Source organism: Phenylobacterium sp. Root700 (assembly GCF_001429025.1).
Classification (GTDB): Bacteria; Pseudomonadota; Alphaproteobacteria; order Caulobacterales; family Caulobacteraceae; genus Phenylobacterium.
Genome location: NZ_LMHT01000015.1, coordinates 132,021 through 156,802, shown reverse-complemented (window position 1 = coordinate 156,802; position 24,782 = coordinate 132,021). Strand labels below are relative to the sequence as shown.

26 protein-coding genes are annotated in these 24,782 nt (G+C 68.0%); 9 read left to right on the top strand and 17 right to left on the bottom strand.

Annotation, left to right across the window (positions count from 1 at the left end; translation table 11 throughout):
* Positions 1–152: 152 nt before the first annotated feature.
* Positions 153–1,082 carry a tRNA (adenosine(37)-N6)-dimethylallyltransferase MiaA gene (miaA, locus tag ASE02_RS10335; protein ID WP_056733837.1) on the bottom strand — a complete coding sequence of 310 codons (930 nt, stop codon included), beginning with the start codon at positions 1,080–1,082 and terminating at the stop codon, positions 153–155.
* Here miaA and serB point away from each other — a divergent pair.
* Together serB and ASE02_RS10325 are read left to right on the top strand one after the other, a co-directional pair.
* Positions 1,081–1,974 carry a phosphoserine phosphatase SerB gene (gene serB, locus ASE02_RS10330; protein ID WP_056734027.1) on the top strand — a complete coding sequence of 298 codons (894 nt, stop codon included), beginning with the start codon at positions 1,081–1,083 and terminating at the stop codon, positions 1,972–1,974. The two genes, miaA and serB, sit on opposite strands and share 2 nt — an antisense overlap.
* Before the next feature lie 49 nt (positions 1,975–2,023).
* Positions 2,024–2,689: an HAD family phosphatase gene (locus tag ASE02_RS10325; protein ID WP_056733834.1), complete on the top strand. Its 666-nt coding sequence runs from the start codon at positions 2,024–2,026 to the stop codon at positions 2,687–2,689.
* On the opposite strand, the gene ASE02_RS10320 is transcribed toward ASE02_RS10325, so the two are convergent.
* The 4 genes from ASE02_RS10320 to hflK form a co-directional block, all read right to left on the bottom strand.
* On the bottom strand, positions 2,673–3,467 hold the full coding sequence (locus tag ASE02_RS10320; protein ID WP_056733831.1) for a S1C family serine protease: 795 nt from the start codon (positions 3,465–3,467) through the stop codon (positions 2,673–2,675). The genes ASE02_RS10325 and ASE02_RS10320 overlap by 17 nt on opposite strands.
* A 76-nt stretch (positions 3,468–3,543) precedes the next feature.
* Positions 3,544–4,050 carry a GNAT family N-acetyltransferase gene (locus ASE02_RS10315; RefSeq protein WP_056733829.1) on the bottom strand — a complete coding sequence of 169 codons (507 nt, stop codon included), beginning with the start codon at positions 4,048–4,050 and terminating at the stop codon, positions 3,544–3,546.
* A 38-nt stretch (positions 4,051–4,088) separates the two neighbouring features.
* Positions 4,089–4,979 carry a protease modulator HflC gene (gene hflC, locus ASE02_RS10310; protein WP_056733827.1) on the bottom strand — a complete coding sequence of 297 codons (891 nt, stop codon included), beginning with the start codon at positions 4,977–4,979 and terminating at the stop codon, positions 4,089–4,091.
* Positions 4,976–6,169: an FtsH protease activity modulator HflK gene (hflK, locus tag ASE02_RS10305; protein WP_056733824.1), complete on the bottom strand. Its 1,194-nt coding sequence runs from the start codon at positions 6,167–6,169 to the stop codon at positions 4,976–4,978. The genes hflC and hflK overlap by 4 nt, the downstream gene beginning before the upstream one ends.
* 123 nt (positions 6,170–6,292) lie before the next feature.
* Between hflK and ASE02_RS10300 the strand changes: the two genes are divergently transcribed.
* Positions 6,293–7,405: an Mrp/NBP35 family ATP-binding protein gene (locus ASE02_RS10300; RefSeq protein ID WP_056733822.1), complete on the top strand. Its 1,113-nt coding sequence runs from the start codon at positions 6,293–6,295 to the stop codon at positions 7,403–7,405.
* Positions 7,406–7,541: 136 nt separating this feature from the next.
* On the opposite strand, the gene ASE02_RS10295 is transcribed toward ASE02_RS10300, so the two are convergent.
* The 6 genes from ASE02_RS10295 to ASE02_RS10270 form a co-directional block, all read right to left on the bottom strand.
* A complete protein-coding gene (locus ASE02_RS10295; RefSeq protein ID WP_056733821.1) occupies positions 7,542–8,954 on the bottom strand; it encodes an MFS transporter in 1,413 nt (470 codons plus the stop codon).
* Between the two features lie 99 nt (positions 8,955–9,053).
* Positions 9,054–10,484 (bottom strand): MFS transporter, encoded by a 1,431-nt coding sequence (locus tag ASE02_RS10290; protein WP_056733819.1) that lies wholly within the window; start codon positions 10,482–10,484, stop codon positions 9,054–9,056.
* 167 nt (positions 10,485–10,651) lie between these two features.
* Positions 10,652–11,557, bottom strand: a complete 906-nt coding sequence (locus tag ASE02_RS10285; protein ID WP_056733817.1) for an SDR family NAD(P)-dependent oxidoreductase — start codon at positions 11,555–11,557, stop codon at positions 10,652–10,654.
* A gap of 195 nt (positions 11,558–11,752) precedes the next feature.
* Positions 11,753–12,718: an HlyD family secretion protein gene (locus ASE02_RS10280; RefSeq protein ID WP_056733816.1), complete on the bottom strand. Its 966-nt coding sequence runs from the start codon at positions 12,716–12,718 to the stop codon at positions 11,753–11,755.
* A gap of 2 nt (positions 12,719–12,720) precedes the next feature.
* Positions 12,721–13,476, bottom strand: a complete 756-nt coding sequence (locus tag ASE02_RS10275) for an ABC transporter ATP-binding protein (protein ID WP_056733814.1) — start codon at positions 13,474–13,476, stop codon at positions 12,721–12,723.
* Positions 13,473–14,615: an ABC transporter permease gene (locus tag ASE02_RS10270; protein ID WP_056733811.1), complete on the bottom strand. Its 1,143-nt coding sequence runs from the start codon at positions 14,613–14,615 to the stop codon at positions 13,473–13,475. Before ASE02_RS10270 ends, ASE02_RS10275 begins: the two co-directional genes overlap by 4 nt.
* 164 nt (positions 14,616–14,779) lie before the next feature.
* Between ASE02_RS10270 and ASE02_RS10265 the strand changes: the two genes are divergently transcribed.
* Together ASE02_RS10265 and ASE02_RS10260 are read left to right on the top strand one after the other, a co-directional pair.
* Positions 14,780–16,852 carry a S46 family peptidase gene (locus tag ASE02_RS10265; protein ID WP_056733809.1) on the top strand — a complete coding sequence of 691 codons (2,073 nt, stop codon included), beginning with the start codon at positions 14,780–14,782 and terminating at the stop codon, positions 16,850–16,852.
* 176 nt (positions 16,853–17,028) lie between these two features.
* Positions 17,029–17,349 carry a DUF6665 family protein gene (locus ASE02_RS10260; protein ID WP_056733807.1) on the top strand — a complete coding sequence of 107 codons (321 nt, stop codon included), beginning with the start codon at positions 17,029–17,031 and terminating at the stop codon, positions 17,347–17,349.
* Here the strand turns inward: ASE02_RS10260 and ASE02_RS10255 are convergent.
* Both ASE02_RS10255 and ASE02_RS10250 read right to left on the bottom strand, forming a co-directional pair.
* Positions 17,346–17,828 (bottom strand): MarR family winged helix-turn-helix transcriptional regulator, encoded by a 483-nt coding sequence (locus ASE02_RS10255; RefSeq protein ID WP_056733805.1) that lies wholly within the window; start codon positions 17,826–17,828, stop codon positions 17,346–17,348. The genes ASE02_RS10260 and ASE02_RS10255 overlap by 4 nt on opposite strands.
* Entirely contained in the window at positions 17,825–18,244 is a 420-nt protein-coding gene (locus ASE02_RS10250) for an organic hydroperoxide resistance protein (RefSeq protein ID WP_056733803.1), read from the bottom strand. Before ASE02_RS10250 ends, ASE02_RS10255 begins: the two co-directional genes overlap by 4 nt.
* Positions 18,245–18,408: 164 nt before the next feature.
* Here ASE02_RS10250 and ASE02_RS10245 point away from each other — a divergent pair, with 164 nt between their 5' ends.
* Genes ASE02_RS10245 through ASE02_RS10230 form a run of 4 tightly spaced genes read left to right on the top strand, consistent with a single transcriptional unit; the run spans position 18,409 to position 22,538 of the window.
* Positions 18,409–19,686, top strand: coding sequence for a NupC/NupG family nucleoside CNT transporter (locus tag ASE02_RS10245; protein ID WP_056733801.1), 1,278 nt, complete (start codon positions 18,409–18,411; stop codon positions 19,684–19,686).
* A 36-nt stretch (positions 19,687–19,722) separates the two neighbouring features.
* Entirely contained in the window at positions 19,723–20,340 is a 618-nt protein-coding gene (locus tag ASE02_RS10240) for a glutathione S-transferase family protein (RefSeq protein WP_056733800.1), read from the top strand.
* Complete coding sequence (locus ASE02_RS10235) at positions 20,337–20,798, top strand: hypothetical protein (RefSeq protein WP_056733798.1); 462 nt, start codon at positions 20,337–20,339, stop codon at positions 20,796–20,798. The genes ASE02_RS10240 and ASE02_RS10235 overlap by 4 nt, the downstream gene beginning before the upstream one ends.
* Positions 20,799–20,816: 18 nt before the next feature.
* Positions 20,817–22,538, top strand: coding sequence for an amidohydrolase (locus tag ASE02_RS10230; protein ID WP_082601989.1), 1,722 nt, complete (start codon positions 20,817–20,819; stop codon positions 22,536–22,538).
* Here ASE02_RS10230 and ASE02_RS10225 read toward each other — a convergent pair.
* Genes ASE02_RS10225 through ASE02_RS10210 form a run of 4 tightly spaced genes read right to left on the bottom strand, consistent with a single transcriptional unit; the run spans position 22,535 to position 24,704 of the window.
* Positions 22,535–23,533, bottom strand: a complete 999-nt coding sequence (locus ASE02_RS10225; protein WP_056733797.1) for an LLM class flavin-dependent oxidoreductase — start codon at positions 23,531–23,533, stop codon at positions 22,535–22,537. The genes ASE02_RS10230 and ASE02_RS10225 overlap by 4 nt on opposite strands.
* A complete protein-coding gene (locus ASE02_RS10220; protein ID WP_056733795.1) occupies positions 23,530–23,991 on the bottom strand; it encodes a GNAT family N-acetyltransferase in 462 nt (153 codons plus the stop codon). The genes ASE02_RS10225 and ASE02_RS10220 overlap by 4 nt, the downstream gene beginning before the upstream one ends.
* Positions 23,992–24,240: a hypothetical protein gene (locus ASE02_RS10215; RefSeq protein WP_056733793.1), complete on the bottom strand. Its 249-nt coding sequence runs from the start codon at positions 24,238–24,240 to the stop codon at positions 23,992–23,994.
* The gene (locus ASE02_RS10210; RefSeq protein WP_056733792.1) at positions 24,237–24,704 is read right to left on the bottom strand and encodes a PaaI family thioesterase; all 468 of its coding nucleotides are present in this window, start codon (positions 24,702–24,704) and stop codon (positions 24,237–24,239) included. Before ASE02_RS10210 ends, ASE02_RS10215 begins: the two co-directional genes overlap by 4 nt.
* Between the last annotated feature and the right edge of the window lie 78 nt (positions 24,705–24,782).

Genomic DNA, 24,782 nt, shown 5'->3' with positions numbered 1-24,782 from the left:
GCAATAAAAAAGGCCCTCAATGGGGCCTGTGGCAAGCGACCTTTAACGGGCTGACGACGAGGTCAGTCCGCGAGAGGTCGCCCAGAGAGTACAAGAAGCTCACGCACGAGCGTTCTCCAAATGAAGTCAGCAACGCTCATGACATGCCCCGATCAGCCCGTCAAGGCGGGGGGCAGAGCAAGAAACTGCCTCCATTGGCTTTCATGGTCGACGGCGTCCAGTCGCGGCCAATCGGTCATCTGTCCCCGCAGCCAGGTCGATTGCCGCTTGGCGTAGCGGCGGGTCTCGCGCTGGGCGGCCTCCAAGGCCTCGGCCAGGGTGGCCTCGCCCTGAAGATAGGCGGCCAGCTCGCGGTAACCGACCGCCTTCATGGCCGGCAAGGCCGGGTCGAGCCCCCGCGCGGCCAAGGCGGAGACCTCGTCCAGCGCCCCCTGATCGACCATGGCTTCAAGCCGGGCGTCGCAGCGGTCGTAGAGCGCCTGGCGGGGCGGCTCTAGGGCCACGGCGGTCCAGCCGCCGGCTGGCAGGGCCGGATCGGTGCGCGCCTGCCAATCGCTGAGCGAGGTTCCGGTGGCGGCATAGACCTCCCAGGCCCGTGACAGCCGCTGGCGGTCGGCGGGCGAGATGCGGCCCTCGGCGGCGGGATCGACTTCAGCCAACCGGTCGCGGAAGGCGGCCTCGCCCATGGCGTCGAAATCGGCGGCGGAGGCCTCGCGGACCTCGGCGGGCGTCTGGGGCACGTCGGCCAGGCCGTGGGTGAGGGCGCGGAAATAGAGGCCGGTGCCGCCGACCACGATCGCCGGGCGTCCGCGCGCCGCGATCTCGTTCAGCACCGCCGTCGCCGCGCGCTGCCAGCGCCCCACCGACCAGCCGTCGGCGGCGTCGACCGTTCCGAACAGGTGATGAGGGACCAGGGCCTCTTCCTGTACCGGCGGGCGGGCGGTCAACAGGCGCAGGTCGGCATAGAGTTGCAGGGCGTCGCCGTTGACGATCTCGGCGCCGATTTCCTGGGCCAGCCGCAGGGCCAGCGCCGACTTGCCGCTTGCCGTCGGCCCGGCGATCAGCCAGATGCGGGGCTCCATGCAGATCGCTCTTACCCTTGTTGGTCCCGATTCAGACGCGGCTCTACAGGCCGTCGCCCTTGTAACGCCAGCGCTCGCAGGCGTGCATGCCCGCGTCAAGGAGCCCCGCACCCTTGGCGACGGCGCCGTCGAACTACTGGTGGAGGCCGAGGCCATCGGCCCGGTCCGCGCCGCGGCCGAAGCCGCGCTGGCCCAGCAACCGATCGATATCTGCGCCCAGCCCTGGAACGGCCGGAAGAAGCGGCTGCTGATCGCCGACATGGACTCCACCATCATTGGCTGTGAGTGCATCGACGAACTGGCCGATTTCGCCGGTGTGAAGGAGCAGGTCTCGGCGATCACCGAGCGCGCGATGCAGGGCGAGTTGGATTTCGAGGAGGCCCTGCGCGAGCGCGTGGCGATGCTCAAGGGCCTGCCGCTGAGCGCGCTTCAGCAGGCCTATGACGAGCGTGTCCGGCTCAATCCCGGCGCGCGGACCTTGGTGCGGACGATGGCGCAGAACGGCGCGCGCTGCGCCCTGGTCTCCGGCGGCTTCACCTTCTTCACCAGCCGGGTGGCCAAGGCCGCCGGCTTCCATCTCGACCGCGCCAACACCCTGCACGACGACGGCCAGGGCCTGACCGGCACGGTTGGAGATCCGATCCTGGGGCGTGAGGCCAAGCTCGCCTCGCTGAAGGAACTGGCGCAGACGGCCGGCATCGAACTGGCGCAGACCCTGGCGGTCGGCGACGGCGCCAACGACCTTGGCATGATCGAGGCGGCCGGCCTGGGCGTAGCCTATCGCGCCAAGCCGATCGTGGCGGCCCAGGCCGACGCCAAGGTGGACCACGCCTCGCTCACCGCGCTGCTGTACTTCCAGGGCTACCGGGCCGCCGAGTTCGTAACCGACTGAAGCTCGGTTTGATTTCCTGTCGCGGGCCAAGGTCGCTAGAGAGCGCGCCATGAGTTTGCCCCGCACGCCCCTCGCCGTCGTCTTCGACATGGACGGACTGCTCTGCGACACCGAGGTGGTCTACCGCGACGCCATGATCGCCGTGGCCGCCGAGAACGGCCACGACATGCCGCTCTCCCTGTTCCAGAGCATGATCGGACTGCCGGGACCGGCCGGCGACCAGAAGGTGCTGGACCACTACGGCCCCGACTTCCCGGTCGAGGACTTCAAGAACCGGGTGATGGCGCATGTCGACATCATCTGCGCAGCCGGGGTGGCCCTGAAGGCCGGGGTCATCGAACTGCTCGATCACCTAGACGAGCAGCGCCTGCCGCGCGCCATCGCCACCTCGTCCAGCCACCGGGCGGTCCAGTCCCACCTTGGCCACAGCGGTATCATCCCGCGTTTCAACACCGTCGTGGCGCGCGGCGACTACGTGCTGGGCAAGCCCAACCCCGATCCGTTCCTGACCGCCGCCGCGCGTCTCGGCGTGGCGCCGCAGGACTGCCTGGCCTTGGAGGACAGCCACAACGGCGTCCGCGCGGCCTCGTCGGCCGGGATGATGACCATCATGGTGCCCGATCTGCTCGACCCGACGCAGGAGATGGAAGACCTCTGCGTGCGCATCGCCCGCGACCTGCATGAGGTCGAGGCGCTGATCAGGGCCTCGCGCTAGGCGCAGGCCGCCCAGGCGCCGCGGACGGCTGGTTCCGGTACTGGTCGACCACGTCCTTCACGAGGTTGGACGGGATCGCGAAGGCCAGGCCTGCGCCGGGTTCGCCGCGGGACTCACGGGCGCTGGCCATGCCGATCACCTGGCCCGCGGCGTTCAGCAGCGGCCCGCCGGAGCCGCCCGCCGTCAGCGGGGCGTCGGTCTGGATATAGGCGGTCACCGGGCCGCTCAGCGCGCCGTTGGCGAAGCGGTTGCTGCTGGAGTCGCCGATCTGGCGGTTGATCGCCGAGACGATGCCCGAGGTCGCCGTGCCGACTAGGCCGTAGGGCGCGCCTATCAACACCACCGGCTGCCCGGCCTTGACCTGATTGCTGTCGGCCAGGACGAGCGGCGAAAGCGGCTTGCCCGGCGTGGTGCTGTAGACGGCCACGTCGGCGGTCTCGTCGGCGCCGATCAGTTCGGCCCGCGCCACGCTGCCGTCGGCGAAGACGACGCTCACCACCGGCAGGCCGCGAGTCACGTGGTCGGCGGTGACCACCAGTCCGTCAGAGGACACCACAAAGCCTGAGCCCATCGGCAGGGTCTCGCCGCGCGGGCCGCCGGACACCGTAATCATCACGGTTCCCTGCTGGCCCTTTTCAACCGCTCCGACGAAGCCTTCGCCGCCGCCGCGCGCACGTGGAGCCTCGTCTGATCCGCGGCTCAGCCCTACGCCGACCAGCAGCAATATGATCAGGATGACGACGCCTGCCGCGCCATAGAGAAGTTGTTGGGTGCGCAAGACGGACTCCGGACGAAAAAAGCTCACGCCCCAAAGCGATCAAGGTCGAGCTTGGTTCCACCGGTCAGGTGCGGCGTTAGAGCGCGATCCAATAGTGCAGGGCGGTTTCGCCGGGTCGCCAGATGTGCGGGATCGAGGCGGTGTGCTGGCCGCCGTTCTTTTCGATCACCCGGATGGAGGCGGGATTGAGCGCGTTCACCGTCAGCAACACCCGCTGGAGCGGGAGATTGGCGCGGATGTAGTCCAGGCCCTGCGCCAGCATGGCGCTGGCGTAGCCGTGGCCACGGGCGCCGGGGCGGACCGCATAGCCCACGTGCCCGCCGACCTTCTCGAGGTTTTCGTTGAGATGGTGGCGGATGTAGAGGGCGCCGAGGAAGGTCGCGCCATCGATGTACCAGAGGGTGGTCGAGGGGACCGCCGCGCCCTGCGATCCGTCCGGGAGCGTCAGGCTGGCCGGAGGATCGAGCAGGTTGTCGATGAAGCCCGCGGGATCAGCCGCGACTTCGGCGATCGATTCCGGCGTTTCAGCCCGCAGGGTGTCGCGGGAATAGCCCTCGCGCAGCGCCTCCAGGAACGAAGGCATATGCGCGAGGTCTGGTCGTACGAGCTGCGGCCCCATGCCTAGCGAGCGTTCGGGCCGCGATCGAAGTATTTGAAGAACTCGCTGTCGGGCGAGAGCACCATGGTCGTGTCGCCTTGGCCGAGCGAGGCCTCATAGGCCTGCATCGAGCGGTAGAAGGCGGCGAACGCAGGGTCCTTGCCGAAGCTCTGGGCGAACAACCGGGTGCGTTGGGCGTCGCCCTCGCCTCGGGTGGTCTCGGCTTCCTGGCGGGCGGTGGCCAGGGTGATGGCCACTTCCTTGTCAGCCGACGCGATGATCTCGCGCTTTTCCTGCTCGCCTTGGGCGCGCAGCTCGGCGGCGGCCTGCTGGCGGCTGGTCTGCATCCGGCGATAGACCGACTCCTGGTTCTGGGTCGGCAGATCGGCGCGCTTGATCCGCACGTCGATGATGTCGATGCCCAGGCGCGAGGAGCGGGCGCGAGCGGCCACGTCGGCCTTGGTCTTGATCATCAGCTCGCCGCGGCGGCCGGAGACGATCTCGTCCTTGGTCGCCGAACCCAGGATCTGACGCAGCGAGGAGTTCACCAGCCGTTCGATACGGTCGCTGGCGGTCTGCTCGTCGCGCAGGGTGCGGTAGTACTGCAGCGGGTCGGAGATCCGGTAACGGACGAAGGCGTCGACCACCAGGCGCTCCTGGTCGGCGGCGATGACTTCTTCCTGCGCGGCCTCGAGGGCGAGGCTGCGCTTGTCGAACATGACCACGTTCTCGACGAACGGGACCTTGAGCTTCAGGCCTGGATCGGGATCGCCCGGGGCGTTGATGACGCGCACGGGCTCACCCAGGCGCACGATCACCGCCTGCTTGCGTTGGTCGACGATGAAGAAGGTCTGAGACAGGACGATCAATACGCCAGCGGCGATGACCCCCAGGACGGTCCAGTTGCGGTTCATCGGGTGGCTCCCGGGTTGGGAGCCGGCGATGGGCCGGCTTCGGGTTGCGGCTCGGCGCGGACGGCGGCGCCGGTGCGCGGACGGAAGACGTCAGGCGGCAGGATGATCGGGGCGCTGGCGCCCTTGCCGTCGATGACCACCTTGTTCGAGTTCTGGAGCACGCGTTGCATGGTCTCGATGTAGAGCCGCTCTTTGGTCACGCCTGGGGCGCGGCGGTACTCGTTGTAGATCTGGTCGAAGCGCGACACGTCGCCGGTGGCTTCGCGCACGGACTGCTCGCGATAGCCCTGAGCCGACTGGATCAGTTTGGCCGCGTCGCCCTTGGCTTCGTTGATCACCCGGTTGCGATAGGTGTTCGCCTCGTTGGCGGCGCTTTCCTTGTCCTGCTGGGCGGTGGCGACGTCGCGGAAGGCCGCGACGACCTCCTTCGGCGGATTGACGTTGCGGATCTGGACCTCGACCACGATCACGCCCGCGCCCCAGGAATCCAGGGTGCGTTGCATCAGTTCGGCGGTCTGGTTCTGCACCTGGCCCCGGCCGCGGGTCAGCACGTCCTCAAGCTGGGTGCGTCCGATGACCTCGCGCATCGCGCTCTCGGCGACGGCGCGCACGGCCTGGTCGGGATCACGAAGGGTGAAGACGTACTTGCTCGCGTCGGCGACGCGCCAGGTCACGCTGAAGTCCAGGTCGACGATATTGGCGCCCTGAGTCAGCATCAGGCTTTCTTCGGGGACGTCGCTCTCGCCGACGCCGCCGATGTCGATGCGGTTCAGGCTGGTCACCGGGACCTTGACGACCTGCTCCAGCGGGCCGGGCAGGTGATAGCGGATGCCAGGACCTTCCGAGCGCGAATAGGCGCCGAAGGTGGTCACCACGGCCTGCTCGTTCGGCTGCACGATGTAGACGCCGGACAGCGCCCAGAGACCGAAGCCGACACCGGCCACCGCGGCGATCGCGCCGGGACGGATGCCGTCGCCGCCGGGGCCGCCGAAGAAGTCGCGGATCTGTTGCTGGAGGCGTTCGAAGGCCGCGTTCAGCTCCGGACCGTCGGGACGGCGCGGGCCACGGGGGCCGTTACCGCCGCCACCGCCGCCCGTGGGGCGGCGCGGAGGGGGCTTCTTGTCGCCGTTCCCGTCGTTGGGCGGAGGAGCGCCCCAAGGACCGGGGTTCGCATTGTCATTCCAAGGCATGGTCGCGTCGTCTTGCTTTCGTCTCGGCGCGGCCGCGTCGTTCGGCCCGTGCCTGGGCTTGTAAACCGGCGCTGTGAGCCGGATATGTGGCCCCACACCGGTTAAAGCAAGACAAAGGGCCAGATGGATCCGACAATCCCCGACCGAAATACCGTTCTCGCGGCCCTTGACGGGGTTCTGGACCCGAAGACCGGCAAGGGATTGGCGGCGGCGGGCCTGGTCCGTGGTCTGACGATCGGCCCTGGCCGCGCCGGTTTCATGCTCGAAGTGCCAGGTTCGGAGACCGCGCTTTACGCCCCGGTGCGTGATGCGGCCCAGGCGGCGCTGTCAGCCGTGGCGGGCGTCGCCAAGGCTCAGGTGGTGCTGACCGCCGAACATGAGGCCCCGCCGCCGGCCGAGGGCGTCACCCGCGTCCGCAAGGGCGCGCGGGTGGCCCAGGACCCCCAGGCCGCTCCGGTCCCGCCGGCCGACGCCGCGCGTCCGGCCCATGTCCGCCGCGTCATCGCGGTGGCCAGCGGCAAGGGCGGGGTGGGGAAATCCACCGTCTCGGTCAATCTGGCGACGGCGTTCGCGCAGCTCGGCCTGCGGGTCGGACTGTTGGACGCCGACGTCTATGGCCCCTCGGCGCCGCGCATGTTGGGGCTCGACGGGCAACCGGCCTTTGTCGACGGCAAGCTCCAGCCGCTGGAGGCCTGGGGCCTGAAGGTCATGTCGATCGGCTTCCTGGTTGACGAGGGCGCGCCGATGATCTGGCGTGGGCCGATGGCCTCCTCGGCGGTGCGTCAGATGATGAACGACGTCGCCTGGGGCTCTGAGGCCGAGCCGCTGGACCTGCTGGTGGTCGACCTGCCGCCGGGCACCGGCGACATCCAGCTGACCCTGATCCAGAAAATGAAGATCGACGGAGTGGTGATCGTCTCCACGCCGCAGGAGATCGCGCTGATCGACGCCCGCCGCGCGGCCTCGATGTTCCAGAAGACCGCGACCCCGATCCTGGGCGTGATCGAGAATATGGCGTTCTTCACCGATCCGGCCACCGGCGCCCCGATCCCGATCTTCGGGACCGGCGGGGCCCGGCTGGAAGCCGAACGCCTGGGCGTGCCGCTGCTGGCCGAGGTGCCGCTGGAGATAGTCCTGCGCGAGGCCTGCGACGCCGGACGACCGCTGGTCGTCACGGCGCCCGATAGCCCCGCCGCCAAGGCCTTCGCCGCGGCGGCCAAGGCGCTGATGATCTAGAGCGCGCTGATGCTCCCCCGCTGGGGGAGCTCCCGGCCCCTTCGGCTGGGTGAGGGGGACTTTGACTCCTGCTGCAGAGCCCCCTCCGCCCCCTACGCGCGTCACCTCCCCCAGCTGGGGGAGGATCTAGGGCGGCCTATCTCGGCATGTCGGTCGCCAGGCCGACGCCGCTCACCACGCCCAGCAGGCCGGTCTCGGCGGCGAGCGCGTCACGCTCATCGAGTTGGCGGCGGACCTCGGCGTGGCGGGTGGCGTCCAGCTTCCAGCCGATGAAGGCCGCACCGCCGAAGAACACGAAAACGACCGGCGCGAAGACGTAGCAGAGCTCCAGGCCGTGGATGGCGGCGGGGGTGTTCACCGCGCCCTCGGCGGCGTTGTAGCCGACCAGGTCAAGGACCATGAAACTGACGCCGACCGTGATGGCGGTGCCGATCTTCTGGGTGGTGGTGACCAGGGCGTAGAGCAGGCCGACCCGTTCCTTGCCGGTCTCCAGCCGCACCTCGTCGGCGACGTCGGCGACCATCGCCCGCACGATCAGGATGAAGGCCGAGGAGACGAAGCCCACCGACATCATGCCGGGAATGGCCAAGGCCATGGTCGCCGGCGGGATCAGCATCAGGGCCGACTGGGTCGCGGCATAGGCCACGGCCGAGACCATCAGCGCCCGGTGCTTGCCGATCTTCTGCGCCAGCCATCCCCAGAACATCGAGCCGAGCAGACCCGCGGCGATGAAGAAGACCAGCAGCACGCCGGTCTGCTGGGTCGAGTAGCCCCGCGCGTCGTGGAAGAAGAACAGGTAGAGCGCCGCCGTGGTGCCGGGGCCGAGCGCCATGAACAGGTCGGCGAAGATCAGCCGGGCCATCTCCGGCCGGCGGACCAGGTCCCAGTAGTCGGCCAGGGTCACCTTTTCCTTGGCGGTGTCGGGGTTGATGCGCTCGGGCGTCACGAAGGTGCACAGCGCCACCGTCAGCGGCAGCAGGATGATGCAGAACCAGCCCATGGCGTGCACGCCGCCTGCGCCGGCGGCCTTGGGGCCGAGCGCCAACGGCAGCAGCAGGATCAGCACCGCGCCGATCACGCCGACCGCCTGGATGACGCCGTAGACCCGCGAGCGGTCATGATAGTCGGTGGCCAGCGATGCGCCCCATGCCGCCTGGGCGAGGGTCAGGATCGAGACCCCGACATAGAGCACCAGCAGCCAGCCGATCAGATAGGCCTCGGTGATCCCCGGCTTGGCCATGAACAGCATGTAGCAGGCGGCCATGGCGATGGGCGCGCCGAGGATCAACCAGGGCCGGTAGCGGCCGAGCCGTGAGCGGGTCCGGTCCATCGCCATCCCCAGCATGGGGTCCAGCGCCATGTCGAGCAGCCGCACGATGGTGAAGGCCCCGCCGACGACGGCAAGGGACAACCCCAGTTGGGCGGCGAAGAAGCGGGGAAGATAGACCGCCATCACCAGTCCGATGGCGGCGATGGGAAGCGCCGTCGACGCAAAGGACATGACGACGGGCAGGGGCAGCCTCTGGCTGCTGGTGGCGGTATGCGCCATGTACGCCTCAAATGTCTGGCCCCCGGGAAAAATGTTCCGGGCTGCTTGGAAAAATGAAGGCCCGGGACGAGGTCCCGGGCCGGTATCCAGTCTTGAGTACTATCTGCTCGCTTGGGGTGGGACCGCAATGGCTGGTTCGCCGGAAACCACTTCAATGATCGGCGCCTCGTCATAGAGGGCGTCGCGTTCGTCGAGCTGCCGGCGGATATCGGCGTGCCGCTCAGCGCCCAGCTTGTAGCCAAACATGCAGGCCCCGCCGAGCATGACGAAGGCCACAGGACCGATCAGATAGGCGAGCTCGAGGTTGTGGATCGCCTCGGGCGTATTGGCCACGCCCTCCTTGGCGATGTAGCCGACCTTCGACAGCACGAAGAAGGTCAGGCCGATCGAGAAGGCGCCGGCGATCTTGGTGGTCATCACGGTCAGGGCGTAGAGCAGGCCCGCGCGCTCGCGGCCCTGTTCCAGGCGCACCTCGTCGGCGACGTCGGCGGTCATGGCGCGGGTCAGGACGTTGAAGCCCGCGGCCAGGAAACCGGCCATGAACATCGGGATGGCGCCGATCAGCATGTTGCCCTTGGGGATCGCCATCAGCGAGACCAGCACCAGCGAGTAGCCGGTGGTCGCCACGATCACCGCGCGGTGCTTGGAGATCTTGGTCGCCAGGCGCCCCATCAGCGGCGCGCCGACGAAGCCGGCCAGGATGTAGATCGCCAGCAGGATGCTGGCCTGGCCGGTGGTGAAGCCACGGCTGTCAGTGAAGAAGAACAGGTAGAGCGCGCTCATCCAGCCCGGGCCGAGGGAGAGGCAGAGGTCGGCGAGCAGGATGCGGGCGAAGGAGGGGCGTGCGATCAGCGCCCAATAGTCCCGCATGCGGAACTGGTGGCCGGCCACTTCGGGCGCGATTTTCTCGGGCGTGCGCCAGACGACCAGCGCCACGGCGATTGGGGTCAGGGCGAAAATGAACCAGCCCATGGTGGCGACGTTGCCGGCGTCGGATGCGCCGCGAGCCTCGTTGATGATCGGGATCGCCAGCGCGGCGGCCGCGCCGATCACGCCAATGGCGGTCATGATCCCAAACAGCCGGGAGCGGTCGTCGTAGTGCGGCGCGAGCGTCGCGGCCCAGGCCACGTGGGAGAGGGTGAGGATCGAGTTGCCCAGATACATGATCAGCAACCAGACGATCAGATAGGTCCGGCCAACCCCCTCGGGCGGCATGAACAGAAAGAAGATTCCCGCCATCAGGATCGGTGCGCCCACGATCGTCCAGATCCGGTAGCGGCCCCAATTGGTCCGGGTCTTGTCCATCGACCAGCCCAGCAGGCCGTCGATCGGAATGTCGATCATGCGGACGAAGAAGAACGCCGCGCCGATCAAGGCGAGGTCGATGCCCAGGTGGCTGGCGTAGTGGCGAGGCAGGTAGACCGAAATCGCGATGGCGACCGCCGAGATCGGAAGACTCGTGGCGGCGAAGGCGAATGCGGTGGAAAGGGGCAGGGCTCGGGCGCGCGCAGCGGGCGGGGCCTGGGTCAAGGTTGCGATTCTCCCATGATCGATCCGAGCCTCTGGGCGGGCCGGTCTCGGTCTCAGGTTACGCGCGATAACCTAGGTGGCGGCAAGTGAATTCGTCGCAACGAAAACGGGCGGCCGCTCCCTTGAGGAACGACCGCCCGCCAACTTGCACGTCCTGGGTGTGAGGCTTAGCCGCCCTGCAGCTTACGGAAGAACTTTCCGCTCTGCTCACCGCCGTTGACATAGGCCTGCTGGCCGTCCGGGGCGGAGATCTTGGCCCAGTTGTCGCGGACTTCCTCGACCGACAGGCCGCCCTCGCCGAGGTAGACGCCCTCGGTTTCGTAGATGCGCGACAGGGCGAAGGCGCCGGCGCCGGCGGTCAGGATCGCGCCGGTCGGGGCTTCTTCAGAGGCCAGGTAGACGACGCCGGGGGTGACATATTCCGGCTTCAGCTTTTCCAGCACTTCGGCGGGCATCAGGTTCTCGGTCATCCGGGTCGCGGCCACCGGGCTGATGGCGTTGATGTGGATGTTGTTCTTCTGGCCTTCGAGCTTGATGGTGTTCATGAAGCCGATGATGCCGAGCTTGGCCGCGCCGTAGTTCGACTGGCCGAAGTTGCCGTAGAGGCCCGATGACGAGGTCGTCACGACGATGCGGCCGTAGTTCTGCTCGCGCATGATTTCCCAGACGGCCTTCACGGGCTTCACGGTGCCCATGAGGTGGACGTTCAGGACCAGCTCGAAGTCGGCCAACTCCATCTTGGAGAAGGACTTGTCGCGCAGGATGCCGGCGTTGGCGATCAGGATGTCGATGCGGCCCCAGGTGTCCATGGCCTGCTTGATCATCAGGGCCACGCCCGCGTCGTCGGTGACCGACGAGCCGTTGGAGATGGCTTCGCCGCCGGCCGCCTTGATCTCGGCGACGACCGCGTCGGCCGCGGTCGAGGAGCCGCCCGAACCATCGACCGAACCGCCGAGGTCGTTGACCACGACCTTGGCGCCGCGACGGGCCAGCTCAAGGGCGTGCTGTCGGCCAAGACCGCCGCCAGCGCCGGTGACGATCGCGACTTTGCCGTCGAAGCGGATGTCCGCCATGAGAAGTCTCCCATCAAACAGGGGTTTGAATTTCGCGCGGTTTGTGCGGCGCGGGAGAGGTGACGTCAAGCGGGGTTCAAGTCCCCCTCAGTCGGCTTCGCCGCCAGCTCCCCCAGCGGGGGAGCATCGAAGACCTGTAGATCCTCCCCCGCTGGGGGAGGTGGATCGCTGCGAAGCGGCGAGACGGAGGGGGATTTACCGTGCCGCCAGGGTCTGCACGCCGCCGCGCATGAACTTCACCAGCACGCGCTGGCCGATCAGGAACGGGGCGGTGTCGGCGCTGACCACCACCTCGACGACGCGGTCGTCGGTGCGTTCGGTGGGGTCGTCCGATTGCAGCTTGCGAGCGCCGAACACCGCGGCGCGGCGCATCACCTTGCCGTTGTAGATCTTGGTCGGGTCGGACTCGGGGGCGATCTGCACGGTCTGGCCAATGGCCACGTGGGGCAGGGAGCCCTCGGCGATCTCGGCGCGGACGATACGCGGGGCGGTCGGCTCCAGATCGAACATGTTGGAGACGTTCAGGGTCGAAGCGCCGGAGCCGGGATTGGCATAGCGCCGAGCGATCCGGCCGTCCGAGGGCGCGCGGATGATCGTCAGTTCGAGGTTGTAGCGGGCCTCCTCCAGGGCGGCCTGGGCGGTGGCGATGCTGGCGCGCTGGGCCTGCAGGTTGGCCTGGGCCTCGCGGATCTTGTCGGCGGCCTGGTCGACCTTCTGGGCGGCGACGAAGTTGGTGGAGACCAGGTCCAGAAGCCGCTGGTGCTCGCGCTGGGCGGTGGAGAGCTGAACCTGCAGTAGGGCGATCTGCGCCTTGGCCTGGTCGACGGCGGCGGCGGCGCGGGCGGCCGACAGCTTGGGCTCGTCATCTTCCTGGCGGGCCAGGATCTGGCCCTTCACCACCTTGTCGCCTTCCTGGACATAGACCTCGCGCACGATCCCGGCCCGGCGGGCGGCGACCTGGATCATGCCGCCCTCGACATCGGCCTTGCCGTTGGCGATGGCCACGAACGGGCTCTTGGGCGCGGCGGCCGCGGCGATCTTGGCCTCCTCGGCTTTCTTGGCCTTGGCCTGGCTGGCCATCGCGAAGGCGCCGCCGCCCAACACCACGAGGGCCGCGGCGGTGGCGATCTTGATGCGGTGGGATTTGATGAACTCGAACATCTCTAGGCTCCGATGAGCTCGTGTTGTTTGCCGGCCGCCGGGACATGCGCGGTGGTCGCGCGCCGGTCGTCCAGGATGCGGCCGTCTTCGATGTGGATGATGCGGTCGGCATAGGCTTCCAGCCGCGGGTCGTGGGTCACGCAGACCACGGCCGCCCCATGTTCCTTGGCCGCCCGTTGCAGAAGCCGGATGACGATCTGGCCGTTCTCGCCGTCCAGGGCGCTGGTCGGCTCGTCGGCGAACAGCAGGCGCGGCTCCTTGGCCAGTGCCCGGGCGATGGCCACCCGCTGCTTCTCGCCGCCGGAAAGCTCGGCCGGGCGTTGGCCCAGCCGCGCGCCCAGGCCGACCTCGGTCAGGGCGTGAGCGGCGCGGTCCCTGGCCTCGCTGGGGCTGAAGCCTTTGTACTTCAGGATCGTCGTCACCTGTTGCAGGGCGCTCAGCGCGCCGAACAGGTTGAAGCCCTGGAAGATGAAGCCGCAGTGATCCAGGCGGAACTTGTCGATCTTGCCGGGGCGCTGGCTCCAGAGGTCCTCGCCCAGCGCCGTAACCTGGCCCTCGTCGGGTTTCAGCAGGCCCGAGAGCGAGGCGATCAGGGTCGACTTGCCCGAGCCTGACGGCCCCATGACCATGGTCATCTCGCCGTGGCGGCAGTCGAGGTCGACGGACTTCAGCACCTCGATGTGGGTGCGGCCGGTCTTGAAGCGTTTGACCAGGCCCACGCCCTGCAGGGCGATGGGGGTGATGACTTGGCTATTCATCGCAGCAGGTCCGCCGGTTGGCTCTTTTTCAGGATGCCCAGCGCCATCAGGCCCGAGGCCAGCGAGATCGCCATCAGCAGGACGCCGACGGCCACGACCCAGGTGAAGGGGAAGCCCATGGGCAGGCCGCCGCTCTTGGCCAGCAGCGAGACCAGGAAGGTGAAGAGCGCGGTGGCGCCAAGGCCGACGACGCCGACCCAGAAGGACAGCTCCAGCACGATCAGGCGCAGCGAGCCCATCGAGACGCCCAAGGCGCGCAGCGAGGCGAACTCCTTGATGTTGGCGAGGATCGCGCCGCGCAGGGTCTGGGAGGTGATGCCGACCCCGATCAGGAAGCCGAGGAACACCGAGAAGCCCAGGAAGATGCCGATGATCTGTTCCTTCATCAGCGCGCCTTCATTGGCCTTGGCCAGTTCCTGGCGGGTCCAGGCGCGATAGGCGCCCTTGGCCTGCGCGTTGAGCTGGTCGCGGACGGCCTCGGCCTGGGCCGGGTTCTTCACGCGGACCATCAGCGGACCGGTCTTCTCGCCCTTCTCGGCCATGCCGAGCCGGCGCAGCGTGTCGCGGGAGACGACGATCGAGGCCTGGTTGATGTCGGGATAGCCGTCGAGCAGGGCGCGGATGCGCACGGTCTTGCCGTTCACCGTGGCGCTGTCGCCCAGCTTCACGCCCAGCCGGCCCATGGCCGAGCGGTCGATGACGATGGCGTTGGGCTCCATCAGCGCCAGGCGCACGCGCTCGGGATAGTCGACCGGCAGGGTGAGAGCGCCCGGCTCGGTGTCGACCATGTTCACCTGCACGAAGGTGGTGACCTGCTTCTGGCCTTCCTCGGGTTGGTTGGTCCAGCGTCCGCCGCCGCCGTCGAAGCTGGCGACCTCGGCGACGTTGGGGTTCAGGTAGAGCTGAGGGCCGATGCGGCGAGGCAGGCTGGAGGGGCCGGAATTGATCAGGCTCTCCGACTTGGCGGGCATGATCATCAGGTCGGCGCGCGAGCGGTCGATCGTGGCGGTCGCCGCCTGGATCATGCCGGTGAACATGCCCACCTGGGCCAGGATCAGCAGGCCGGAGAAGGCGAGCGCGATCACCGCCGCGAGGTAGCGGCGCCATTCGTAGATCAGGGTCGCTAGAGCCAGTGACATGGGGCCCTCCTCAGCCGAACCATGTGATCTGGCCGGCGCTGGAACCTAGTTAAATCGAGGTAAGGCGGCAGGCGCGCGCCCTGGTCACGCTCATTCCCAAGCGTTACTGAGTTACATCCTGCGAGCCGCCCCGCGGGCGCTCGCGCTCATCAGGTTGCTGACGAATGACCCCATTGAAGTTCGGCGCGGGCTTTTGCCTTGCCGCCGCGTTCGCGATTTCCGCCGGGCCCGTTTTCGCCGACGAAGGCATGTGGACCTACGACAATTTCCCCACCGCCAAGGTCAACGCCGAGTACGGCCTGAAGCTGGATCAGAAGTGGCTGGACCGGGTGCAGGGCGCCTCGGTGCGGCTGACCACCGGCTGCTCGGCCTCGCTGGTGTCGAAGTCGGGCCTGGTGTTCACCAATCACCACTGCGTGGTCGAGTGCGTCCAGGACATATCCTCGGACAAGACCGACTTCGTGAAGGACGGTTTCGCCGCCGCCACCCGCGAGGAGGAGAAGAAATGTCCCGGCATGCAGGCCGAGATCCTCGCCTCGATCACCGACTTGACCAAGCAGATCCAGGGCGCCACCGCCGGCAAGACCGGGCAGGATTTCGTCAAGGCGCGTGACGCCGCCATGGCCAGCGCCGAGCAGGCCGGCTGCGCCGACGACCCGCTGGTCCGTTGCCAGGTGATCAGCCTCTACCGGGGCGGACAGTTCAAGCTCTACAAGTACCGCAAATACGCCGACGTCCGGCTGGTCTTCGCGCCGGAGTTCGCGACGGCCTTCTTCGGCGGCGACCCGGACAATTTCAACTTCCCGCGCTTCAATCTCGATGTCGGCTTTATCCGCCTCTACGAGAACGGCAAGCCCGCGGTCACGCCCCAGCACCTGACCTGGGTGTCGCGCGCGCCGAAGGAAGGCGAGGCGACCTTCGTCTCCGGTAACCCCGGCTCGACCAACCGCCTGATGACCATCGCCCAGCTCGAAACCCTGCGCGACTTGACCATCCCGGTAGGCCAACTCCAGCGCTCGGAAATTCGCGGCCGGCTGGCGCGGTTCTCCGAGGAATCGCCTGAGCACAAGCGCATCGCCACCGACCCGCTGTTCGGCGTCGAGAACTCGTTCAAGGTCTTCTACGGCCAGCAGTTCGCGCTGAACGACAAGGCCTTCATGGACGCCAAGCGCGCCCAGGAAACCGAGCTGAAATCCAAGATCGCCGCTGACCCGAAACTGGCCGCCGAGATCGGCGATCCGTGGGGTGAGATCGCCAAGGCCCAGAGCGCCTACGCCAACAACTACCTGCGCTATCGCCAGATCGAAGGCGGCGCGGCCTATTCCAACCTCTACGACTACGCCGAGACCCTGGTCCGCGCGGCGCAGGAACGCGCCAAGCCGACCGCTGATCGCCTGCCGGAATACGCCGACGCCCGCCTGCCGCTGGTGCAGAAGCAATTGCTGGACGCCAAGCCGGTCGATGCGGCGCTGGAGGAGGTCTATCTCGGCTTCTGGCTGTCGAAGACCCGCGAATACCTCACCACCGACGACGCGGCGGTGAAGGCCCTGCTCGGCAAGGAAAGCCCCGAGGGCTTGGCCAAGCGCAGCGTCGCGGGCTCCAAGCTGGGCGATCCGGCGGTGCGCAAGGCGCTGTGGGATGGCGGGCTAGCCGCCATCCAAGCCTCGGACGATCCGATGATCCAGTTGGTCCTGCGCAACGATCCGGCGGCGCGCGCCGTGCGCAAGGCCTGGGAGACCGAGGTCTCCGCGCCGACCGACCGCGCCGCCGAGCGCGTCGCCCGGGCCAAGTTCGCCGCCTATGGCGACGCGGCCTATCCCGACGCCACCTTCAGCCTGCGGCTCTCCTACGGGAAGGTCGCCGGCTGGACCTATCGCGGGACCACCATCCCGGCGACGACCAACTTCGCCGGCCTCTATGAGCGCGCCACCGGCGCCGAGCCTTACGAGCTAGCGCCCCGTTGGGTCGCGGCCAAGGGCAAGGTGAACCCGGACACGGTCTATAACTTCGTCACCACCAACGACATCATCGGCGGCAATTCGGGCTCGCCGGTGGTCAACGCCAAGGGCGAAGTCCTGGGCGCGGCCTTCGACGGCAACATCCACTCGCTGGGCGGCGCCTTCGGCTATGACGGATCGATTAACCGCACGGTGGTCGTGGCCACCTCGGCGGCGACCGAGGCGCTGTCGAAGGTCTATGGCCAGACTGCGTTGGTGAAGGAACTGACGGGGAAGTAGCCCCAACACTATTCGTCATCCCCGGCTGGAGCGAAGCGGAAGGCCGGGGATCCATAGACACGATGCTCTTAGGGGAACCTCGGAGGCTATGGATGGCCGGGACAAGCCCGGCCATGACGAGCGGGGGAGGGGGCTGGCCCGCTTGCGTCGGGAACCGGCCGCGGCATACTCGCCCCATGTCCAGCCTCCGCATGCCCCAGGGCCATCGGTCGCCGTTCCAGACCGGCGCCAGCGTCCTCGATCTCGAGATCCAGCAGGAACGTAGCGCGGCGCTCGGCGCGGCGGGTCAGCGCATCGAAAAGGCCCTGGCCGCGCTGCGCGAATTCGACGCCTCGGGCGCCGATCTGGCCCTGCGCCCGCCGATCCTGAAAGAGGCGGCGACGGCGGTCTGGTACTATTTCATTCAGCGTGAAGCCTGCGGCGTCCGCGATCAGCGGCCGGCCATCGCGCACTATGCGATCCCGCGCGAAGTGCTGATGCGGCTGGGCGCGAGTTAGTCCGCCGCTTTCATCTTCCGCGCCAGGTCCTGCAACGTGGTTCGCAGGTCGGCGATCTCGTCGAGCGGCAACTGAAGCTGGCAGGCCAGGGCCACCGGCACTTCGGCGGCTTTCTCGCGCAAGGCCTCGCCGGCTTGCGTCAGGGCGATCTGCACGCGCCGCTCGTCCTGGACGTCGCGGGTGCGGGTGACGAACCCGGCGCTCTCCAGCCGTTTCAGCAACGGGGTCAGGGTGCCGGAATCGAGTTCCAGCGCCTGGCCCAGCGCTTTGACCGTGCGCGGCGCCTGCTCCCACAGCGCCAGCATGACCAGGTACTGCGGATAGGTGAGGCCCAGCGGCTCCAGCAGCGGGCGGTAGGCGCGGGTCACCAGCCCGCTCGCGGCATAGAGCGCGAAGCAGAGCTGGTTATCGAGGCGCAGACGATCACCGACCGTGGGAACGGCCGGCGACTGAGTCTTGGTTTTGGTCTTCGTGATCATCCTGCCCGTACGGATATCGCAACATCGACATTGCCGCGAATGGCGTTCGAGTAGGGGCAGACCTGGTGGGCGGCGGCGACCAGAGCCTCGGCCGCGGCTTGGTCCAGGCCTTGGGTCTCGGCGTCCAGCGCCACGCCCAGCTTGAAACCGCCCTCGGCGCGAGGGTGAAGTTCGACGGTGGCGGTGACGGCCGCGCCCGTCAGCGGGATCTTCTGCTGGCCGGCGATGTAGCGGACCGCGTTCTCGAAACAGGCGGCGTAGCCGGCGGCGAACAGCTGCTCAGGGTTGGTGCCGCCGCCCTTGCCGCCCATCTCGCGGGGCAGGGCGAGGTCGAGGCTGAGCAGGCCGTCCTGGGTTTCGACATGGCCGGCGCGGCCGCCGACGGCGCGGGCTTGGGTGGCGTAGAGAGCGGTCATTTAATTTTCTCCAATTCAATTGTGCACAATTAAATAGGCCGATCCTCATGTCCGTCAAGGGCATGAAGTCGGCGCGGCGCCGCGTCGGCTTGCGCTGGACTAGGCGTCCGTAGTCAATTGCGGCGGAATAAGGCTGCGCGAGTCCCGTGCGGCAGGGGCCATTCATGTTTCGTCCTGAGAACGCCCAGAGCCTTGTCGGCCTGGCTTTCGTGATCGCCGTCTGTTGGGCGCTCTCCGAAAACAGAAGGGTGTTTCCCTGGCGGCTGGTGCTGGGCTCGCTCGCCGTCCAGATCGGCCTGATCCTGCTGCTGTTCGGCCTGCCGGGCGCGCAGGGCGTGATCGAGACCATCAATCGCGGCGTCGACGGCCTGGCGGCCGCGACCGCCACCGGCACCCAGTTCGTGTTCGGCTACATGGCCGGCGGCGCCCAGCCCTATCAGGTGACCAATTCCGGGGCGTTGTTCGTCTTCGCCTTCCAGGTGCTGCCGCTGATTCTGGTGATCTCGGCGCTCTCGGCCCTGCTTTGGCACTGGGGGATCCTGAAGTGGATCATCCGGGGGTTCGGCCTGCTGTTTCAAAAGACCATGGGCCTGGGCGGCGCCTCGGCCCTGGCGGTGGCGGTGAACATCTTCCTGGGGATGATCGAGAGCCCGATCGTCATCCGCGCCTATCTGGATAAGCTGACCCGCTCGGAGCTGTTCCTTATGATCGTGGTCGGCCTGGCCACCGTGGCCGGCTCGACCATGGTCGCCTACGCCACGATCCTGAAGGCGGTGCTGCCCAACGCCGCGGCCCACGTGCTGGTGGCCTCGATCATCTCGGCCCCGGCCGGGGTACTGCTGGCGCGGATCATGGTGCCTGAGAAGGAAGGGCAGGGCGGCCTCTACGCCGACTACGGCTCGCTGCTGAAGTACGACAGCGCCATCGACGCCATCAGCAAGGGCACGATGGACGGCCTGACGGTGGTGCTGAACATCTCGGCCATCCTGATCGTCTTCGTGGCCTTCGTGGCCATCGGCAACGGCCTGCTGTCGGTGTTCCCGCCGGTCTATGGCGAGCCGCTGACCATCGAGCGCATGCTGAGCGTGGTCTTCGCGCCGCTCGCCTGGGCCATGGGCATCCATTGGAACGAGGCGCTCAAGGCCGGCCACATGCTGGGCGTGAAGCTGATGCTCACCGAGTTCATCGCCTTCATCCAACTGGGCGCGGTGCCTGCCGCCGAGATGAGCGAGCGCACCCGGATGATCCTGACCTACGCGCTATGCGGCTTCGCTAACGTCGGGTCAGTCGGGATAACCGTGTCGGGGATCGGCGTGCTGATGCCTGAGCGGCGCGGCGAGATCATCGGTATGGTGTGGAAGGCGCTGATCGCCGGCTTCCTGGCCACCTGCATGACCGCGGCGCTGGTCGGGGCCATGCCGCACGAACTGTTCGGGCAATAGTATCAGAACGGCGGCCGCGGCCGCCCGGAGGTAGGCATGAAGCTCTACGATACGTCCCTGGCGCCCAATCCGCGCCGCGTCCGCTGGTTCATGGCCGAGAAGGGCATCGAGGACGTCGAGATCGTCTCGTTGAACCTGATCCAGGGCGCCCACAAGCAGCCGGAGTACCTGGCCAAGGCCGGGCTGCCCAACGTGCCGGCCCTGGAGATGGACGACGGGACCACCATCACCGAATCCATCGCCATCTGCCGCTATCTGGAGGCGCGCTACCCCGAGCCCAACCTCTTCGGGCGCACCCCGGAAGAGACCGCGGTCATCGAGATGTGGACGCGCCGGGCCGAGATGATGGTCGCCACCCCGTTCATGCTGGGGGTGCGCCATACCCACCCGGCGCTAGCGGCGCTGGAGACCCAGAACCCCGCCATCGCCGAGTACAACAAGGAGGCGGGCCTGCGCGCCTTGAAGGTGCTGGATCGCCGGCTGGCCGAAGCCGAGTGGCTGGCCGCGGGCCGCCTGACCATCGCCGATATCGTCGGGTTCATCGGCCTGGACTTCACGCGGATGATCAAGCTGGCCATTCCCGAAGACCTGAAGAACGTCCACCGCTGGGCCCAGGCCATGCGCGAGCGGCCGGCGGCCAAGGCGGCGATGTGAAACTTGCTGCGCTCGTTCTCGCCGCCGTCCTGGCGCCGGCCGCCGCCTTCGCCGCCGACCTGACCATCGTGTCGCCGGACGGCGCGGCCAAGCTGCTGACTGGGGCTGATCTGACCTCCCTGCCCAGGGCGTCGGTGCAGGTCGGCGCCAAGACCTACGAAGGCCCGATCCTGTCCTACGTCCTGCGCGCCGGCGGCATGCCGGTGGGCGCGAAACTGCATGGCGACCCGCTGCGGGCCTATGTCGTCGTTTCGGGAGCCGATGGGTTCAAGGCGGTCTATTCGCTGGCCGAACTGGATCGCGATTTCCATTCCGACACCGTGATCCTCGCCGACCATGTCGACGGCGCCGTGCTGCCGGCCAAGGAAACGCCCTGGCGCATCGCCTCGTCAGGGGACAAAAAGGCTTGGCGCAGCGTTTACGGGGTCACCCGTATCGAGGCCAGGATCGTCCCCTGAGGCCGTAAGGAACCCGCCATGATCGCCTCTATCGTTGCTGCATTCGCGGGCCTCGCCGCGCTGGCGCCCGCCGCGCTTCCGGCCGACACCGTCTATGTCCATGGCGTGGTGATCACGGTGGACGACGCCCATCCCAAGGCGCAGGCGGTCGCGGTTCGGGACGGCAAGATCCTCGCCGTCGGGTCCGACGCGCAGATCAAGGCCCTGAAAGGCCCGGCGACCCGCGTGGTCGACCTGGCCGGCAAGACCATGGTTCCGGGCTTCGTCGACGGTCACAGCCATATCGCCGATGCGGTGATGGGCTGGAACCTGGCCGATCTGTCCCCGCCGCCGGTCGGCACGGTGCATGACATCGCCGGGCTGCAGGCCGCGATGCGCGCAGCCTTGGCCAAGCCGGGCGACGGCCTGCTGCTGGGCACGGGCTACGACGACTCGCTGCTGGTCGAGCGTCGCCATCCCACCGGCGCTGAGCTCGACGCGGTCTCCGCGACCCGGTCGGTCTGCGTCTTCCACGTCTCGGGGCACCTGGCGGTCTGCAACAGTCCGGCGATGAAGCAGCTGGGCTTCGTCAAGGGCGCGCCGAACCCGCCTGGCGGGGTGATCGCGCGGGACGCGGCCGGCGAGCCGACGGGCCTACTGGAGGAACAGGCGGTGTTCGCGGTGTTCAGCGCCATGACGCCGACGACGCCGGAGGCCGCCGCCAAGAGCTTGGACGAGATCCAGACCTTCTACGCCAGCCTTGGCTACACCACCGCCCAGGACGGCCAGACGGCCAGCCCGGCCACCCTCGAGCTACTGCTCAAGGCCCAGGCCGACAAGCGGTTGAAGATCGATATCGCGGCCTATCCGAAGTGGACCCTGGTCGAGAAGATGGTCGCCAGCCGCGGCATCAAGATCGGCGGTCCCTATGAGAACCGTCTGAAGTTCGCCGGGGTGAAGATCACCGAGGACGGCTCGCCGCAGGGCAAGACCGCCTATCTCGACAAGCCCTACTTCCATCCGCCCCACGGCGCGGCGGCTGACTATCGCGGCTATCCGATCATGCCGCAGGCCGAGCTGGACGGCTGGTACGACAAGTTCGCAGGCCTCGGCTGGCAGGTGCAGACCCACTGCAACGGCGACGCCTGCATCGACATGCTGATCAAGGCGGTCGAGAAGGCCGAGGCGGCCCATCCCGGCTTTGCGGCGACGCGGCCGGTGGTGATCCACTCGCAGGTGACCCGCCCCGATCAACTGGCGGCCTACAAGCGTCTGGGGCTGTTCCCGTCCTTCTTCGCCGAGCACACCTTCTATTGGGGCGACTGGCACCGGGACGAGACCCTGGGCGCCGATCGCGCCGCCTTCATCAGTCCGACCGCGGCGGCCCTGAAGGCGGGGCTCCATTTCAGCCTGCACACCGACGCCCCGGTGGTGCCGCCCGCGCCGATGCACGTCCTGTGGAGCGCGGTGAACCGCACGACCCGCAGCGGTCAGGTTCTCGGCGCCGATCAGCGGATCTCGCCGATGGACGCCCTGCGCGCGGTGACCATCTGGCCCGCCTGGCAGCATTTCGACGAGGCGAGCCGTGGTTCGATCACGGTCGGCAAGAAGGCTGATCTCGTGGTGCTGGGCGCCAATCCGCTGAGCATCGATCCGGCCAAGATCAAGGACATCGCCGTGATCACCACGATCAAGGACGGCCAGGCGATCTATGAGGCCGGCAAGACCGTGGTGGCGCGAAAGGCCTTCGCCCAGCCCTAGGCGCCCTTGATCAGCTCCAGCGAGCGGATCCGGGTTTCCAAGGTCGGGCCGACCGCCATGACGAAGAGTTCGTCCGCGCCGGTGGCGCGGGCCTTCTCGTCCAGCCGCGCCTTGACGCTGGCCGGGTCGCCGACGATGGCGCGCGCCATGACCCCGGCCATGCGCGGATCGCCGGCGCGCTCGGCGAGATATTCCTGCGCTTCGGGGATCGAGCGGAACCGACGCCGCTCACCGTCCAGCGTCGCCAGGTTTCCGGCACGCATCGGCGCGGCCAGTCGTTCGGCCTCCTGCGCGGTCTCGGCGGCCAGGGCGATGGTCGCCACCCCGGCCGACGGCTTGTCACGGAACACCGAGGGTTCGAAGGCCTGGCGATAGGCCGCCACCGACGGCCCGCCCTCGGCGCGGGCGATGAACTCGGCGAACACCATGCCGACCCCGGCGCCGCCCGCGAACTGCGCGCTCTCCGGCGATGAGCACAGCATGAAGAGATCGGGGTGCGAGGGCCCCGCCGGATTGGCGTGGATGTCGTGGGCCGGATGGGCGGCGGTGATCGGCTCGGTCCCGGAGGCGTCCAGCAGCCAGGCGTTCAGCAGCGCGAAATAGTGCGGGAAGGCGTCCGACATGGCCGAACGCAGGGCCGCGCCGGTGCGGCCGTCAGTCCCAAGCGCTCGCCCGACGCCAAGGTCGATCCGGCCGGGGGCCAAGGCCTCCAGCTCCATGAACACCTCGGCCACCTTCAGGGGGCTGTAGTTCACCAGCATGACCCCGCCCGAGCCCAGGCGGATGGTGCTGGTCACCTGGGTCAGGGCCGCGATCAGGATTTCCGGCGCCGGCGAGGACAGGGTGCCGACATTGTGGTGCTCGGCCACCCAGAAGCGGTGATAGCCCAGCCGCTCGGCGGCCTTGGCGACCTCGATGGTGTCGCGCACGCCTTGCGCCTGGGTGCCGTCGCCGCTGACCGGCGACAGGTCGAGGGCCGAGAGGATGTAGCTCATGGGTGGTGTCTTCTCGGCAGGGCGGCCCAGGCCGCGCGGGTCAGGATCATGCCTTCGCCAGGCGGCGCGCCGCCGCCCGGGACGAAGCCTTCACGCTGATAGACGTGGCGGGCGCGGTGGTTCTCGGTGACGACGTGCAGGTCCAGCGCCTGCGCCTGGCTGGTCTCGAACAGCCAGGCGGCCAGGTCGCGCAGCAGGGCCGCTCCGGCGCCCTGACCGGGCGCGGCCACGGCGATCCGGCGCAATCTGACGGTCGGCTCGCGAAATTTCTGCAGGATCGTGAAGCCTACGAGACCGCCGCTCGCCCGGTGGCCCAGATAGCGGGCGTCGGGCGAACTCATCTCGGCGGCGTGGGCCTCCGCCGTCCAACTGTGGATGAAGGCGTCATAGCCGGGCAGACGCTCGATGCGCATGACCTCGGCGATGTCGCTCTTCGTCAGCGGGACGAGACCCGGCACCTACTTCTTCCGCACTTCCCGCCAGATCTTGCGGGCGCCGAAGGCGGTCAGCAGACCCGCGAACAGGCAGAGCACGATCTCCATCGACAGGTCGAAGATCTGCGTCGACGCGGTCGAGCCGCGCGACCGGCTCATGGCCAGGAACAGGATGATGTCCATCGCCATGAACAGAAAGACGGGCCCAGCGAACAGCACCAGGGCTGCGCCTGGGGCGATCTGCTTCAGGCTGTCGGTGTCCAGCTTTCTCATGACGCGTCCCTCGGGCGGGTCTTCTTGATGACGGCGGAGAAGTTCATCACCGGCTCGTCGCCGGTGGTGATCAGGCCGCGCACGAAGACCATGCTGCGGCCGGCCTTGACCACCTCGCCGCGGCATTCGACCAGCGAACCTTCCGCCACCGCGCCGACGAACTCGCCGTTGAAGGTGGCGGTGACGCTGCGGCTGTCTTGCAGGACGTCGCGCGCGATCACGAACAGGCAGTAGTCGGCGAAGGTCATGATCGCGCCGCCGTGCATGAAGCCGCCGCCGTTCATGTGGTGCTTCTGCGCGCGCATGGCGCAGACCGGGCGGCCGGCGTCGTCCAGCTTGAAATAGAAGGGCCCGGCGTGGTCCTCGAACGGGTCGCTGTTGTAGAGGGTCCAGCCCGCCCACTCGCCGTCCTTGACGATCTCGTGCTTCCAACCGCCGACCGTCTGTTCCTCGCCGCCGTCCATTCGCTCTCCCCTGACCCCCGTAAGGGTTTGCTCGCCGCGCGCTCAAACTCTAGTTTGCCGGCCTTATCACCACAGCGA